Annotated in this window: 15 protein-coding genes; 5 read left to right on the top strand and 10 right to left on the bottom strand. The window is 58.4% G+C overall.

What is annotated here, in order from left to right:
- Nucleotides 1–94 precede the first annotated feature (94 nt).
- Both HK23_RS04160 and HK23_RS04155 read right to left on the bottom strand, forming a co-directional pair.
- A complete protein-coding gene (locus tag HK23_RS04160; protein ID WP_086652995.1) occupies nt 95–544 on the bottom strand; it encodes a hypothetical protein in 450 nt (149 codons plus the stop codon).
- A 90-nt stretch (nt 545–634) separates the two neighbouring features.
- Entirely contained in the window at nt 635–1,618 is a 984-nt protein-coding gene (locus tag HK23_RS04155; RefSeq protein WP_086653029.1) for an aldo/keto reductase, read from the bottom strand.
- A gap of 219 nt (nt 1,619–1,837) precedes the next feature.
- On the opposite strand from HK23_RS04155, the gene HK23_RS04150 reads away from it, so the two are divergent.
- Entirely contained in the window at nt 1,838–2,296 is a 459-nt protein-coding gene (locus HK23_RS04150) for an NUDIX hydrolase (RefSeq protein WP_086653028.1), read from the top strand.
- 153 nt (nt 2,297–2,449) lie between these two features.
- On the opposite strand, the gene HK23_RS04145 is transcribed toward HK23_RS04150, so the two are convergent.
- From HK23_RS04145 to HK23_RS04110, 8 genes are all read right to left on the bottom strand, one after another.
- Nucleotides 2,450–5,386, bottom strand: a complete 2,937-nt coding sequence (locus HK23_RS04145) for a glycosyltransferase (RefSeq protein WP_086652994.1) — start codon at nt 5,384–5,386, stop codon at nt 2,450–2,452.
- Between the two features lie 187 nt (nt 5,387–5,573).
- Nucleotides 5,574–6,089 carry a disulfide bond formation protein B gene (locus tag HK23_RS04140; RefSeq protein WP_179193790.1) on the bottom strand — a complete coding sequence of 172 codons (516 nt, stop codon included), beginning with the start codon at nt 6,087–6,089 and terminating at the stop codon, nt 5,574–5,576.
- Nucleotides 6,086–7,432: an alpha,alpha-trehalose-phosphate synthase (UDP-forming) gene (locus HK23_RS04135; RefSeq protein WP_086652993.1), complete on the bottom strand. Its 1,347-nt coding sequence runs from the start codon at nt 7,430–7,432 to the stop codon at nt 6,086–6,088. The genes HK23_RS04140 and HK23_RS04135 overlap by 4 nt, the downstream gene beginning before the upstream one ends.
- A gap of 3 nt (nt 7,433–7,435) precedes the next feature.
- Nucleotides 7,436–8,179: a trehalose-phosphatase gene (gene otsB, locus HK23_RS04130; protein WP_063907692.1), complete on the bottom strand. Its 744-nt coding sequence runs from the start codon at nt 8,177–8,179 to the stop codon at nt 7,436–7,438.
- A 155-nt stretch (nt 8,180–8,334) separates the two neighbouring features.
- Nucleotides 8,335–8,958, bottom strand: coding sequence for a DUF2155 domain-containing protein (locus HK23_RS04125; protein WP_256940065.1), 624 nt, complete (start codon nt 8,956–8,958; stop codon nt 8,335–8,337).
- Complete coding sequence (locus tag HK23_RS04120; RefSeq protein ID WP_063907693.1) at nt 8,955–9,173, bottom strand: hypothetical protein; 219 nt, start codon at nt 9,171–9,173, stop codon at nt 8,955–8,957. Before HK23_RS04120 ends, HK23_RS04125 begins: the two co-directional genes overlap by 4 nt.
- A gap of 43 nt (nt 9,174–9,216) precedes the next feature.
- Nucleotides 9,217–9,762, bottom strand: coding sequence for an outer membrane lipid asymmetry maintenance protein MlaD (gene mlaD / locus HK23_RS04115; protein ID WP_086652992.1), 546 nt, complete (start codon nt 9,760–9,762; stop codon nt 9,217–9,219).
- A gap of 55 nt (nt 9,763–9,817) precedes the next feature.
- Nucleotides 9,818–10,186: an NADH-ubiquinone oxidoreductase subunit NDUFA12 family protein gene (locus HK23_RS04110; RefSeq protein WP_086652991.1), complete on the bottom strand. Its 369-nt coding sequence runs from the start codon at nt 10,184–10,186 to the stop codon at nt 9,818–9,820.
- A gap of 210 nt (nt 10,187–10,396) precedes the next feature.
- On the opposite strand from HK23_RS04110, the gene HK23_RS04105 reads away from it, so the two are divergent.
- The 4 genes from HK23_RS04105 to HK23_RS04090 form a co-directional block, all read left to right on the top strand.
- The gene (locus HK23_RS04105; protein WP_086652990.1) at nt 10,397–11,962 is read left to right on the top strand and encodes a TSCPD domain-containing protein; all 1,566 of its coding nucleotides are present in this window, start codon (nt 10,397–10,399) and stop codon (nt 11,960–11,962) included.
- Nucleotides 11,963–12,004: 42 nt separating this feature from the next.
- Nucleotides 12,005–12,469, top strand: a complete 465-nt coding sequence (locus HK23_RS04100; protein ID WP_086652989.1) for a RidA family protein — start codon at nt 12,005–12,007, stop codon at nt 12,467–12,469.
- Nucleotides 12,470–12,485: 16 nt separating this feature from the next.
- A complete protein-coding gene (locus HK23_RS04095; protein ID WP_086652988.1) occupies nt 12,486–13,643 on the top strand; it encodes a GNAT family N-acetyltransferase in 1,158 nt (385 codons plus the stop codon).
- 184 nt (nt 13,644–13,827) lie between these two features.
- Nucleotides 13,828–14,465, top strand: a 638-nt coding sequence (locus HK23_RS04090) for a tetrahydrofolate dehydrogenase/cyclohydrolase catalytic domain-containing protein (protein WP_179193789.1), incomplete at its 3' end; no start/stop codon positions are given.

The following is a 14,465-nucleotide window of genomic DNA, read 5'->3' as shown; positions in this document are numbered from 1 at the left end:
CATGGTGCGCGGCCTTACGGCCTGCAAGCCTCATTTCCACAGGCGAAACCGGATAGCGAGACGCACGCTGGCCGTCTCCGCCTCCCTTAACGCCCTACTGCATATGAAACAGGAAACGCGACAGAGGTGTGTGGGACAACACAATCACCACCATGCCCAGCAGGATAATCACCCTGTCGCCCACATATGCACAGGCCTGTGAGAGTTCATCCCGGCTGGCCATATCCATAAAAGCATCGCGCCCGGCATAGCCGCTGGCCGCACGCATGCCCCGATAACGGTTAAGCGCATCAGAGGACAAACCGGCCCTGCTGAACATCTCAGCGCTATACTGGTCCAGATCATCCTTACGGAACTGGGCTGCACCACCGGGCTGGCGCACCCGCTCCGGGCCGCCGCCCAGTAACGCCAGCGCCTGCAACCGGCGCGCTGGTACACCCAGATACTCCGCAGCCTGTGTCCGGTTCAGCACCTGCTGGAGCGGAAACTGGCAGACTGTGGCCTGTTGTGCGGGCCGGTCAGCGTGGGCGGGCGGCTTTTCCATGGGGGTTAAGCTTGCGAAAAAACGGAGCCTTTCGTCAACGCTTCCCCCTGACCGCCTGCCCTGCGGTCACCACAGGTCTTAAAGCCTTTGTCAGCTTCTGGCAGGTGGAGCCATGAATTCCGGCCCGACAGGGTCAGTAATATCGCGCGTCAGAATGGCATCAATAGCCTTCATATCAGCCTCATCCAGCTTCCAGCCGAACGCTTCATCGACGCCGCTGATCTGTTCCGGCTTTCTCGCACCCCACAGGGCAATGGTCGGCCCACGGTCCAGCACCCAGCGGATGGCCAGAGCCAGCATGCTCTTGCCATGCTTTTCCGCAATGGCCTTCAGCTCTTCTACCGCCTTCAGATACTGGCCAAAGCGCGGCTGCTGGAATTTGGGGTCACTCTTGCGCAGATCATCGCCTTCAAACTTGCGGTCCGCCGTCATACGGCCAGACAGCAACCCGCGGCACAGCGGCCCGTAAGCCAGCACAACCAGATTGTTCTTGATGGCGTAAGGCAGAACGTCCTGTTCAATCTCACGCTCAAACAAATTATACGGCGGCTGGATGGTCGCCAGTGGCGCAAATTTACGGAACTCATCCATTTGCGCAGGTGAGAAATTGCTCACGCCCAGCGCCCGCACCTTGCCGTCCTTCACCAGTTTTTCCAGCGCGCGGGCGGTTTCTTCCATCGGGGTTTTGGGGTCCGGCCAGTGCACCTGATACAGGTCGATATGATCGGTACGCAGGCGGCGCAGAGAATCTTCAATTTCCTGCGCGATCCGGGCCGGGCGACTATCGCGGAACACTTTGCCATCTTGCCAGTTCAGCGCCACCTTGGTGGCCAGAATGACCTTGTCCCGCTTGCCTTCCAGCGCACGGCCAATCACTTCTTCCGAATGGCCAAAACCATACACAGGCGCTGTATCAATGACATTGATGCCCAGATCCAGTGCCTTCTCAATAGTTTGAGCGGCGTTCACATCATCCGGGCCACCCCACATGGCTCCGCCAATCGCCCATGTTCCCAGAGCGATACGGGATGCGGGCTTGGCCAGCCCTGGAATGGTAAGGGTTTCTGCCGTCATGATCAGACACTCCTGAAACGTCAAAGATAACTGTCCTGCCCCGCCAGTCCCGTTACAAAACCTGCCGGACAGAATTCATGTAGCTTAAACGCTCTGCGTCCCATGTGTTGCATTCAACCTGCGAAAAGCGGGCATGTTCCTACAGGGACGCACCCGTTCTGCCGCGTAAAATCTGCGCAACACTTGACCATTGCTGGAAAATTTCTGCATTTTCCGGTTATGACCTCTGCAAATCCTTCCTTCATGCCGCGTGTAGGCGTTCTGGCTCTTGTCCGGCACGGCCAGAATGTTCTGCTGGTGCGCCGGGCCAATCCCCCAGATGCTGGCTTATGGGGTTTCCCCGGTGGGCGCGTTGAAGCTGGAGAAACTCTGTTTCAGGCAGCTGAACGTGAATTACAGGAAGAAACAGGCCTGACGGCGCAGGCCCTCCAAACAGTGGATGTTTTTGACAGCCTCCATCACACCCCCGATGGTACACTGGCCTTCCATTATGTGATTATTGCGATTTTGTGTGAGGAAGCCACGCCCCACCCCACCGAGCCACACGCCTCAGACGATGCCCTGGAAGCCCGCTGGTTTTCTTACAATGAAGTCAGCAGCCTCGGCCCCAAAGCCTGCGCGCGCCTGTTTGAACTGACGCAGAAAATTATACCCGCGCCACAGACACAAAATCACTGAAATTTATCGAAATAATAGCTGTTTTTTGCAAGGCAATACAGGAAAGAACAATTTAGCCCATATGCACTGTCGGGTTTGGCAGGGTGTCATACCGTAACACCCCACCGAACATACTCTCGCCAGTTTTACTCAGGCAACACCGACAGGCTTTTCTCAAAAACTGAGAAGTGCCTTGAGCTGTTCCAGATATTTCTGATGCGAATGATCATCCCGCACCCGGGCAAGTTCATGCTCACGCACGCTTTCCCATAGCTCTTTATCTTCATAAAGCCGAACAATGGCATCCGCGAATGCCTGCGGATCTGTGGTGCTCACGCTCAGCATATCCTCACCCGACGTCCAGCCAACCTGCTCACACAGAATGGACGACGCCACAATGGGAAGACCATGGGCTGCGGCCTCATGAATTTTATACGGAATACCCGCAGCAAAACGTGTAGGAGCCACAAAAACCCGGTGCCGGTCATAAACCGGGCCAACATCAGGCACACGGCCAAGCAATTTAACACGCGGGTTTTTCGTCAGAGGCGTAAGGTCCACCTTCGGATTGATGTAACCGCAGACTGTGAATTTCACATCATCCGGCAGACGTCCATCCAGAAGTGGCAGAACCTGCCCGCTAAACCAGGCGAGAGAGTCGACATTGGGAGAATCAATGTCATGCATCGCACCAAGGAACAGAATGTCCCGCCGCGCATCCCATCCCGGAGAATGCGGAAGCGCCTTTTGCATATGCCCCAGAACACCGACATTCGGGAAGCCATTCTCTTTCAGAATGTCGGCATCCTTTTTGTTCACAGCAACGATTTTCTCGGCCATGAACAGATGGCGGAATTCATGCGTGAGCATTTCTTCCACCGACTGATCAAGATCACCTTCACCCCGCAGAACACGCTTCTGATGTTCACGCGGGGCGGCCACGGCCTCGGTGTCAATAATCACCGCACGGGACGAGATAGCGTCCGCACACTGCATCAGCACCGGTGCCAGACGGTCCGCATTATGGGTACGGGCAATCCAGACAAGGTCATAATACCCGGCACGGGATTTGATGAAATCTTCCAGTTCCGGCAATTCCCGATCCCAGATGACTTCCGCACGATCCGGGAAGGAACTGCAAATCTCTTCCATTGGCTCCGTCGGCCGATAAACCGGATACACCGTAACGTGGTATCCCAGATCAATCATGCTCCGGATAACGTCATTGGAACGCGTAAACCCTGACCCAAGGAAGCGATATGGCAGGCGATCTTCAATAAACAAAATCCGCTTCTGCCGCGTAGCGGACGAACGCGCCCGCACCAGCAAACGCTCATGGAACAGGTTTTTCTGCCGCAAATACGCCCCATGCTTCTTGCGGAAGATTTCCTGATTACGCGCAATCATGGACGCGCCGCTGATAAAGCCGGAGGTTCCATATTCATAGTGAATGACCACAATGGACGGGTCATACACCACATCAAATCCGGCTTCATGAATCCGGATACACAGATCCGTTTCTTCAAAGTAGGCCGGGGCATAATCCGTATCGAACCCACCCAGCTTTTTCAGCAGATCAGATCTGACCAGCAGAAACGCACCGGAACAGAAATCAACCGAGCGAACAAAGTTGGCTTCCGGCACATCCGGGCGCTTATCACGCAGATAACCGCACACGGAGCCATCTCGCCAGACAATGCTTCCGGCCTCCTGCAACATGCCATTCGTCCGGACCAGCTTGGCCCCAACCGCCCCCGTTTTGGGCTCACTCCGCAAACGCGCCAGCGCATTGCCGATGGCCCCCGGCATAAGTTCAAGATCGTTATTAAGATAGAGCGTGAAAGGACCACGGACTTTTTCAAGGGCCGCATTGCAACCGAGCAAAAAGCCAATATTCCCCGGAAAACGAATAACTTCCAGCCCACGCACATGCTGTTCAATAGTGCGCATCCCGTCTGTTGAGCCGGAATCCACCACAATGACCTGCATCGGGCCATTATAATTGGCACGCAGAGACGCCAGCGCGCTCAGCGTCATGGCAAAATGGTTATGCGCAATAATAATAACGGTAAAATCAGGATATTCGTATGTGAAATCCAGCGTCTGATTCAACAGAAGCGGCATCCTGATGCGGCACATTTCATGGTAGATTTTCTTGGAGACATGCTCGCTTTCCTTCTGGAAAGCCGCGTCATCCTCAACCTTGCCACCATGCGCAATGTAGTGTGCAAAAGCATCAGGGTAATCCCCCCGGCTGACTTCCTGTTGCACAGCCGGGTTCCGGTAATAGCCTTCCAGATCCACCGTGGAGAGCGGCTTACGCAGCTCATGCACGCCATATTTCAGAAAATGCTCGAAGAAATTGCGAAAGTGTTTACTTTCAACTGCGCCGGACACATCGTTATTCACGCTGCCGTAAAATTCTTCTGAAAAGTAAGGATCAGGATTGAACAATGTCGGCGTTTTATTGGCCAGATAATGGTGAAGGGCGGATGTCCACTCTTTGGCATCCAGCTCCTTACGCACTTCCGGGTAGGTTTCCAGATACCATTCCGGGTCAAAATACCAGGACAGTCTGTGGCCATAGCCCGCGACGGGCTTAGTCGCCCGCACACACTGAGAATATGGCCCCAGTTCAGTGGTCGTGGCCTGACCGCCTTTCAGATAGGCATTCGGGTCAAAGAACCATGAGCCGCTACTATACTGGAAATCCCCGATATTCAGATAATGATCGTAGCCATTTCTGAAACCCTGCTCGGCCAGGCTGACGTCGGAAATATCCGGGTGCCGCTTAAGATAATATTCTTCATCAAAGAGCCAGTGAGGATTATGAGACGCAAAGCCTTTCTGGCAATAATGCTCAAACCCCGACCGGAAATCACCCCGAACGATCTGCTCAGCAACGTCGGGATATTTGCTCAGATACCAGTCTTCATCAAAATAAGGATTGGGCGAGTGTTTAAGGCTGACGCCTTCACTTCTATAAAAATCCTGAACTGCTTCGTCCGTCTCAACCCGTAAAAAGCTCAGAACGTCTTTATATTTCTCTTTATACCAGACGCAATCAAATACACTCCAGTCCAGCTTCTTATTTTTATCATATGCCGTCATTGAAATTTCCCAGAACTGCCTATTTGAGTGTGACTATATATTTAGACGAAGCAGGGCAACAAGCCCGCATTGCTTACGAAAATATTAGCACAGGATGCAGACAGGGAACAGAACAGCCTGACTAAACAGGAGCCGGAAGCCGCCTGTAATTTGAGACACAGGCAGCTTCCGGCTCTTTAATCTCTGCTTAATAAAATATTCTGCGCGCTGTCCGGCTAAGGCGGTAGCGCCAGACCCCAAACACCCCAAGCACACCCGCCGCATACAGGCCGCCCATGACAGACATGGACAAGGGGAGGTCTGGAATCAGATACGTCGGTGCGTCACAGGGCTTGGACGGCAGAAGCGGCATGGAAGCCAGCCGCTCCGCCATAGTGGTGCCGCTAATGTGGGGGGCATGGCACCCGGGCAACGGGCTGGGCCACCAGCCCCACTCCACCCCGGCGTGGCAGAACGCCAGACCGACAGAAGCCAGCAGAGTGGGCACACACAGCCAGAGCACGGGGCCGCCTGCAGCACCGGGCAGCAGGACATCCACCACGCCAATAACAATCAGAATACGCCAGGGCCAGCGCTCAACCAGACACAGCTCGCAGGGCATGATGTGCAGAACATGCTCCACCCACCACGCAATACCCAGCGCCAAAGCACCGGCCAGCGCCAGAAAGAGACCCATTTTTCTGGTAGAAAATGCTGATCTCACGCTAAACGGGCCTTCCCAAGAGCCTGAATGAAGTCACGCGCCCACGTCACCGCCGTCACGCGCCAGACATCCGGTTCCAGATGGTCCCACCGCGCACGTCGCTCCCCATCAGGCATGGTGAGCGCTTTGTGCAGAGCGTCCGCAATATCATCTGCATCATGCGGATTGACCATCAGAGCGGCCTCCATATCCGGGGCAGCACCTGCAAAATGGGAGAGGATCAACACACCCGGATTCGCCTTATCCTGTGCAGCCACATATTCCTTGGCCACCAGATTCATGCCGTCGCGCAGAGGGGTAACGAGCGCTGCATCCGCCAGCCGATAGAAACTGGCCAGCAGGGCGCGCGGCACAGGATGAGTCAGATAACGGATAGGCGTCCAGTCAAAATCACCATACGTGCCGTTAATGCGGCCCGCAGCTTCATCCAGCTCCCGCCGCAAAGCGCGATATTCCGGCACATTCCCGCGAGAGACGGGGGTCACCTGAAGATACACCACCTTCCCCCGATGCTCGGGATAGCGTTCCAGAAAGATTTCATATCCCTTGAAGCGCTCCGGGAGGCCTTTGGAATAATCCAGCCGGTCCACGCCGATAATAAACGGTTTGCCGCGCAGACTTTCCTTCAGGCGTTGAACATCCGGATTGCTCAACCCATCTTCTGCCTGTTTTGCAAAACTGTCGGGATCAATCCCGATCGGGAAGACCTCCGCCTTTGCCTTGACGCCGCCGAGAGAGAACCCGTCATTCATATTCCGGGCATCATCCTCGGTCTGCAAACCGATCACATCGTACGCCTGCATGGCGCGCAGCAGGGCATCCGCTTCCGGCAGAGCCCGCATCAGGCTCCATGGCGGGAACGGAATATGCAGGAAGAACCCGATGGGAGCTGTCACGCCCAGATCCCGCAACGCCTGCCCCAGCGGGAACAGATGATAATCGTGAATCCAGATCATATCTCCCGGCTGCAAAAGCGGCAGTAATTTGCGGGCAAACAACGCGTTGACGTTGTGATAAATGACCTGATCTTTCCGATCATAATCCATCAGCCCTGCCCGGTAATGGCAGAGCGGCCACAAGATGCCGTTGGAATATTTCTGGTAAAATCCGTCATATTCCGCGTGTGTCAGGTCAATGGTGGCGTAGGTGACGTTCTCTACCTTATCGAGACTGACCTCCGGGTCATGCCCCTCTTTTTCAGAAACCTGCTGACCAGACCAGCCAAACCACAGGCAACTACCTTCCTTTAACGCCGCACGCAGGGCAACAGCCAGCCCACCAGCGGGCTGCAACCGGTCCCGCGGCGCAGGGACACGATTGGAAACAACAACTAAACGCCCCATAGCTTAACCCTTCCCCTCAACCAGAGACGCAAGCCAGGCACGAAATGCTGTGGGGTTTGGAAAATCGGTGGGGATACGCAGGCCCACGCCACCAAGGCGCTTTGCAGCCGCCATCCCGTCTTCATCCGTGACATCGTCCCCCACAAAAACCGGCTTCCGGCCAGTAAAGGGGAGAGATTTCATCAACATGCTGACGGCATAGCCTTTATCGACACCAGCAGGCCGGATTTCCCACGCCATTTTGGCCGTCTGGACTTCAAAGGCACCATTGGTACCTTTCACCCAGCTCTCAGCTGCCTCACGCAGGGCGGCGCCGGCTTCCGGCACGGCGCGATAATGCAGAACGAAGCCACCCGGCTTATGCTCCAGCCGCGCACCGGGCCATGCGGCAATAAGATCCCGCGCCTCGGCAAACCATGATTGCGGAACTGACGGAAGTGCGGCCCGTTCAATCGGGCCACCGGGGCGATGCCTTACAGCGATGCCATGCTCACCTGCCACGGCAAACGGAATATCCCCCAGAAAATGATCAATCTGATCAATCGAACGGCCAGACACAATAGCCAGCGCATCTCCGCACGCCGCGCGCAGGCGGCGCAGGGTTTCCGGCAACCCTTCCGGCACAACGACGGAATCTGGTGTGGGCGCGATATCGACCAGAGTACCGTCAAAATCTAGGAGGAACGCCGCCTGATCCAGAGAGGGAACCTGAAAGCGAAATTCCTGACTGGAAGAAGAACCGATCACGTACACCTCGTCTTGTTTTGTCACAGACCGGACCGGCCAGACCCTACGCTGACCGTCCGATTGCTACCTGAAACGATGCCTGACCCTGTCCAGCCCGACAACTCCCTGAAAAGCAAGACAGACCGCACCCTCATGAACGGTCAGGCCTGTCCGGCTTAATATTCCCCGCCGGATTCAGGAGATGCAGGGAGCGCATCTCCCGCAGGTGGTGCACCCGAACCAGCAGGAGCATGGCTCCCCCCGTTACCGGGCACATCACCCGTGGGTGCGGACTGGTCACCCGCGGACGGCGTCAGCACGGGCACGGCAGGCGTTGGGAGCGGGGGCGTCATGGGGGCGACATCCGCACCCTCACACCGCACCATCCGCACGTCATACACAGCGCTTTCAAACACACCCAGACCCGGCTCCGCGGCCAGCATCCAGCCTTTGAAAGTTGCGCCATCCGGATGCGTATCATGCAGTTCCAGCCAGCCTGCCGCATCGGGGGACAGTGTTTTAGGCCGTTCCAGGCACCGGCCTGCGCTGATATCCAAACTCTTGTAGTGCGCAGTGGTTCCCGTCGGGACCGAAATCATCTCGACATGCGCATCCAGCCGGTCCAGCACCCGCACCACGGCAGTTCCCTTTCCCTGCCATACGCCCTGCCCATAGACAGCGGGCGGAGCCAGTGGAGTGCCCACGGCCTGCGCGTCAGACGGTGCAACCACCCAGCCGCCGCTCGCCACAGCCATCAGGCCGCCCAGAAAGGCCAGAGGGGAAAAATGCTTTTTGCTCATGCTTTGTTTCCCTGATGCGGAGACTGAAGAGAAGCGACAAGATCAGTCAGACGCGCACGCATCCCCTGTTCACTCACGCCCATCAGCACGGCATCCTCAAACGCATCGCGCAGGATCTCCTGCACTTCCTGCCAGTTTTCATCCAGCACACGTAATTTTTCCTGACAGGAGACAGGCTGCCCATCGTCCTGCAGCCAGAGTTTCGGGCTTTCCACGCGGGGCGTCCTCCTCAGACAGTCAGCGTCAGGTCAGAACGGCTCATGGAAGGTCGGCCTTGCCTGCATCCCCGGCTGGCGCTTTGCCACCTGCGGCGTCTTTGTTCGCACGGGTGAGCGTATCAGTCACCGAGAAGATGAATTTGCTGAGTAGCTGTTCCAGACTGATGGCACCCTGCGTCTCGCTGATGGTCGCATCCGCGGCCATCATGTGGTCATCCCCACCGGGAGAAAGGGCGATGTATTTGCCGCCCAGAAGACTGTCACTAGTGATGATGGCGGCACTGTCCGTCGGCAGTTTGATGTCTGGGCGCACGGTAAAGGTCACTTCCGCCTTGAACGTCTGCGGATTGACGTGTTCGGAGACCACCTGCCCGACGGTCACACCGGCAAGCCGCACATCCGAACCAACGCCCAGCCCGTCAATATGGGAGAAACTGGCATGCAGCCGATATCCGCTGGTGTCGGTCTTGCGACCTTCCCCCACCACAGCGGCAACAAGCATCAGCCCGAGCAGGCCGAGAACAAGAACGCCGGTCAGCAATTCCATAGAAGTGCGCCGGGGTTTTACTGCCGTTACTGAAGCCATGCGTCCTGTCTACTCCCTGTCTGGACACGCACCTTAGCAGGGAATGCGTTTCAGATCACGCCTCAGGAGACCAGGACTCGTAATCTCCTGTCGCAGGAGGATGCTGGCCGGTTTTATACGGGCTGCCTGCTGGCCGGTAGGCCTGCGCGGTGCCGGTCAGGTTTGGCTGATGCGGGAGCTGCCAGAGCTTGCGCTCCTCCTGCGGGATGGGCGCATCCAGCGTGTGATGCAGCCAGCCCCACCATTCCGGCGGCACAGCGGAAGGGTCTTCCCCCTTCAGATAAATGACCCAGCGTTCGGGCCGGTCCACACCACCGCCACGCCGGGCGGGGCCTGTGGATTCGTAATAGCATCGACCGTCACAATCCTTGCCAATCAGGCGGCCTTTGCGGCGGGTATGCAGCCATGTTCCGAAGTTTGCCATGGGTGCGAGAATAAGACTCCACACCCCCGCTGGTCCATGTTTTTCGGGGGAAAACTGATCAACTCCACTCGATCAGATCCCCCTGATTGCCAGCAAAACCGGGCGTGTAAAAAGTTATCCCCCATATCCTCGTTATACCGGGCATTGTATACCGCAAATGGCGCTTTGCACGGGTTCCACCGGGGTTTGGGACACGCGTAAACTCCCGGCATGACAAGAGCCAGACGCCATTGGAACGGCGTGCTTATGAGCACGCTACAGGCCGCAGCTGACCCGGATGCGCCCCTTCGCTCCGTGACACTGCCCGCTGAGTGGGATGCTGACGCAGCTTCCGCTCTGGCCCAGCTTGTGCCCGGTACAGATGCCGTGGACCTTGCGACCGTCGCCTCCCGCTGGGTGGACGCGCTGACGCAGGATGATGCAACCGCCCGCTCTTTGGTGTGGCTGCTGCTGCTGCGGCAGGCCGCCCCCACGGAGCCTGTCTGGTCCTGCGAATTTGATCGCCCGCCCGGCTTTCTGGTGAATCTGGCCGCCTTTATCTCTCCCGGTGAGGGCTTTGCGGCTGAGACCTTTGTGGCCGCTATCCGCCTGCTCTCCTCCGTTCTGCGCAGTGCGGCCCGCACCACGGCAGACCAGCGGAATGGTGAACTGCCTCTGCCCGACCTGTTTGCCCCGGTCCCGGAAGCGGAAGCTCCGGCCAAACCTGCGGCAAAAGACAGTGATGAGCAGGCCGCCCCGCCGGTCATCGCCGGTGACATTATGCTCACCAATCTTGATGCCTGTCTGGCTGGAGTCGGTCTGGATTATGACAGTGAAGATGGCCGCGCTGCCGCCTGCGCCATTGCCACACTGGCGACCCTGACGGCCCATTCCGGCACCGGCCCCGAGTCCCTGCCGCTGCCGCCCGTGCGCACCGTTCTGCCCGGCCTGAGCGAGACGCTGCGCGCCGTATGGCGAGAAGCCGCCGTAGCGACCGAGACCCCTCTGGCTACGGTAGAAACCGGCTTTTCCACATGCAGCGCAGTGGATGGGCTTCTGGGCGTAGAAGCCTGCGGGATGGCTCCGGTGTTCTCCCTGCTCCGGCCCGATGGCCGGCTGTCCCCCAGCACGCGTAACCGACTGGACGCCCGGGGCTTTACGACAGAAACGGCACTCGCCGGCGCACTGGCGGGTGAGCCTGTGCTGCCGCTGCCCGGCCCGAACGCCCATATGGCGATGTATCGCGCTCTGACCGGCTTTATTGACCGGATGCCAGCCCGGCCTGACCCGACGGCGCAAACGCTGGTCCGCAAGCTGGAGCGTGGCATGCGCCGCGCCCTGCCCCCGCGGCACGGCGGCTTTACACAGAAAACCAGCATTGGCGGCCACCGGCTGTTCCTGCGCACGGGTGAGTATGAAGACGGCACATTAGGGGAACTGGCCCTGAACCCCACGCGGGAAAGCTCCATGGTCAAAGGCCTGATGGAAAGCTTTGGGGAAGCCGTGAGCATTGGCCTGCAATATGGCGCGCCGCTGGAAGCGTATGTCAGCAGCTTTGCCTATTCCTGCTTCGGCCCCTCCGGCACAGTGGAGGGAGACCCTGTGGCCTCTTACGCCACCTCCATGCTGGACTATACGTTTCGGGCCTTGTCCGATGCGTATCTGGACAAAAAGCTGCCCGATGGCCCGCATCAGGACAGCCAGATGGACCCGGACCCGCTCCTGCCGCTTGATTTCCCGACGCAGGAGGGCGAACCTGCTCCCCGCAAACGTGGCAGCCTGCGGCTGGTCAGCTAGCCCGAGCCTGCCAGAACCCTTTCAATCAAGGACTCGCATCTCATGAGCACCACGCCTGAAGCCCGCCTGAAAGACCTCGGCATCACCCTGCCCACACCGGCTGCCCCTGTGGCCAACTATGTCGCCTGCGTGCAGACCGGCAACCTGCTGATTGTCTCCGGTCAGCTTCCGCTGGCTGATGGCAAGCTGTTTGCCACCGGCAAGCTGGGTGGCGCTGTTGCTGTGGATACCGCTGTGGAAGCAGCGCGCTACAGCATGATCAACGTGATTGCTCAGGTCAAAGCCGCTGTGGGTGACCTCAGCCGCGTGAAACGTGTCGTGCGTCTGGGTGGCTTTATTGCCTGTACGCCGGACTTCACCGCACACGCTTCCGTTATGAACGGCGCATCCGATCTGGCGGTTGAAGTGTTCGGTGATGCCGGTCGCCATGCCCGCTCCACCGTTGGTGTGCCCTCCCTCCCGCTGGATGCACCGGTTGAAGTTGAAGGCCTGTTTGAGATCGGCTGAATGAAGAGGCGTCGTCATGTCTGACTGGTCTGTCTCTCTGCATGACGGCCTTCATGCCATCGATGCCGCCGCGTGGGACTCCTGCGCGGGCGCTGACAATCCATTTGTCAGCTACGCCTTTCTTTCTGCGCTGGAGGACAGTGGATCTGTCTGCCAGCGCACCGGGTGGCTGCCCCGGCATGTCACCCTGCACGCCCCGGACGGCACTCTGGCCGCCGTTTGCCCGGCCTACCTGAAAGGCCATTCCTGGGGCGAATATGTGTTCGATCAGGGCTGGGCCCGTGCCTTTGAGGCCGCTGGCGGCCAGTATTACCCAAAATTACAGGTGGCTGTTCCCTTCACACCCGCCCCCGGCCCGCGCCTGCTATGCGCACCTTCCGCCCCGGCAGAAACAGCCGCCGTCTTAGCAGATGCCCTCCGCCAGATTTGTGGAGAAACCGGCCTTTCCTCCGCGCACGTCACCTTTTGTCAGGAACAGGAAAGCGCCCTGCTCAGCCAGCGTGGCTGGTTGCCCCGCCTTGGGGTGCAGTATCACTGGCATAACCACGGCTACAGCAGCTTTGACGATTTTCTGGCCACCCTTGCCTCTCGCAAGCGCAAGGTGCTGAAGCGCGAGCGGCGGGATGCCAACGCCGCCGGGCTAACCTTCCATACCCTCCGCGGCGATGAGATTACCGCCGCAGACTGGCAGGCCTTCTATACGTTCTATCGCAACACGGTGGACCGCAAATGGGGCAGCGCTTACCTCACGCCGGCTTTCTTCCCCCTGCTCTCCGAACGGCTGGGCGACAAGGTTGTGCTGATGATGGCCCGGCATGGTGACAGACCCGTCGCAGCCGCCCTCAACCTGCTGGGGGGCGATACGCTCTATGGCCGCAACTGGGGCTGCACAGGGGACTGGCCTTTCCTGCATTTTGAGCTGTGCTATTATCGGGCGATTGATTTTGCCATTGCCCACGGACTGAAACGCGTAGAGGCCGGGGCACAGGGTGAGCATAAAATTCAGCGGGGCTATGTGCCCAGCCTGACCCATTCCGCCCACTGGCTGGAAAATACGTCACTCCGTTCCGCCGTTTCCGCTTTTCTGGCGGAAGAACGTCCGGCCATACGGGCCGAAGCGGAAGCGCTGAGCACTTTTTCACCTTACAAAAAGGATGAACAGGGTCAGCCCTGAGGCACCGCCTCGTGCACTGGTTCACTGCTGCGTTTTTCGTAAGCTACCGTTACCATATTCGGCAGCTTTCTGCCTCTTCCGCACGCCCTCCATGCAGGCCCTGCCATTGTCGGCGCCCGTTTTTTTGCGTATGGCAGACAGGTCTTCCAACCGCCTTTTTTCCGGATTGACCGCAGCAGTGACGATGAGCACATCCCCCTCCCTTCCGTCTGACCATCAGGCGTCCCTCATCGACGGCAAAGGCTTTGCCGCCACCCTCCGGCAGCAGATCCGCGAAGATGTGCGCACGTTTCATGACGAACATGGCGTCACCCCCGGTCTGGCCGTCATTCTGGTAGGCAATGACCCGGCGAGTGAAGTCTATGTGCGCAACAAGGCCATTCAGACGCACCATGCCGGCATGCGCTCCTTCATGCACATGCTGCCGGAAACAACGTCTGAAGAAGAGCTGCTCGCGCTGATTGAACGGCTCAACCATGACCCGGAAATTCACGGTATTCTGGTGCAGCTCCCCCTGCCGAACGGTCTGGACGCGCGGCGGGTGACCAATGCCATTCAGCCGGAAAAGGATGTGGATGGTCTGGGGGAAATCAATGCCGGGCGTCTGGCCATTGGCCTGCCCAGCCTGATCCCCTGCACGCCGCTGGGCTGCCTGCTGCTGCTGCGTGACCAGCTGGGCGACATGCGCGGCAAGCACGCCGTGGTAATTGGCTGCTCCAATCTGGTCGGCAAGCCGCTGGCTCTGCTGCTGCTGGCAGAAGGTTGCACGGTCTCTATCGCGCATATCCACACGCGGGATACGGCGGCTCTGGCACGGCAGGG

The organism is Acetobacter malorum, from assembly GCF_002153605.1.
In the GTDB taxonomy this organism is placed as follows: domain Bacteria; phylum Pseudomonadota; class Alphaproteobacteria; order Acetobacterales; family Acetobacteraceae; genus Acetobacter; species Acetobacter malorum_A.
This window is presented reverse-complemented; position numbering and strand designations above follow the sequence as displayed.

Excerpts from the sequence above, each read along its gene's own strand:
- HK23_RS04160 (WP_086652995.1), bottom strand. The coding sequence starts at position 544 with ATGGAAAAGCCGCCCGCCCACGCTGACCGGCCCGCACAACAGGCCACA.
- HK23_RS04135 (WP_086652993.1), bottom strand. The coding sequence starts at position 7,432 with ATGGGGCGTTTAGTTGTTGTTTCCAATCGTGTCCCTGCGCCGCGGGAC.
- HK23_RS04105 (WP_086652990.1), top strand. The coding sequence starts at position 10,397 with ATGACAAGAGCCAGACGCCATTGGAACGGCGTGCTTATGAGCACGCTA.
- HK23_RS04145 (WP_086652994.1), bottom strand. The coding sequence starts at position 5,386 with ATGACGGCATATGATAAAAATAAGAAGCTGGACTGGAGTGTATTTGAT.
- HK23_RS04155 (WP_086653029.1), bottom strand. The coding sequence starts at position 1,618 with ATGACGGCAGAAACCCTTACCATTCCAGGGCTGGCCAAGCCCGCATCC.
- HK23_RS04110 (WP_086652991.1), bottom strand. The coding sequence starts at position 10,186 with ATGGCAAACTTCGGAACATGGCTGCATACCCGCCGCAAAGGCCGCCTG.
- HK23_RS04095 (WP_086652988.1), top strand. The coding sequence starts at position 12,486 with ATGTCTGACTGGTCTGTCTCTCTGCATGACGGCCTTCATGCCATCGAT.
- HK23_RS04125 (WP_256940065.1), bottom strand. The coding sequence starts at position 8,958 with ATGAGCAAAAAGCATTTTTCCCCTCTGGCCTTTCTGGGCGGCCTGATG.
- mlaD (WP_086652992.1), bottom strand. The coding sequence starts at position 9,762 with ATGGCTTCAGTAACGGCAGTAAAACCCCGGCGCACTTCTATGGAATTG.
- HK23_RS04100 (WP_086652989.1), top strand. The coding sequence starts at position 12,005 with ATGAGCACCACGCCTGAAGCCCGCCTGAAAGACCTCGGCATCACCCTG.
- HK23_RS04150 (WP_086653028.1), top strand. The coding sequence starts at position 1,838 with ATGACCTCTGCAAATCCTTCCTTCATGCCGCGTGTAGGCGTTCTGGCT.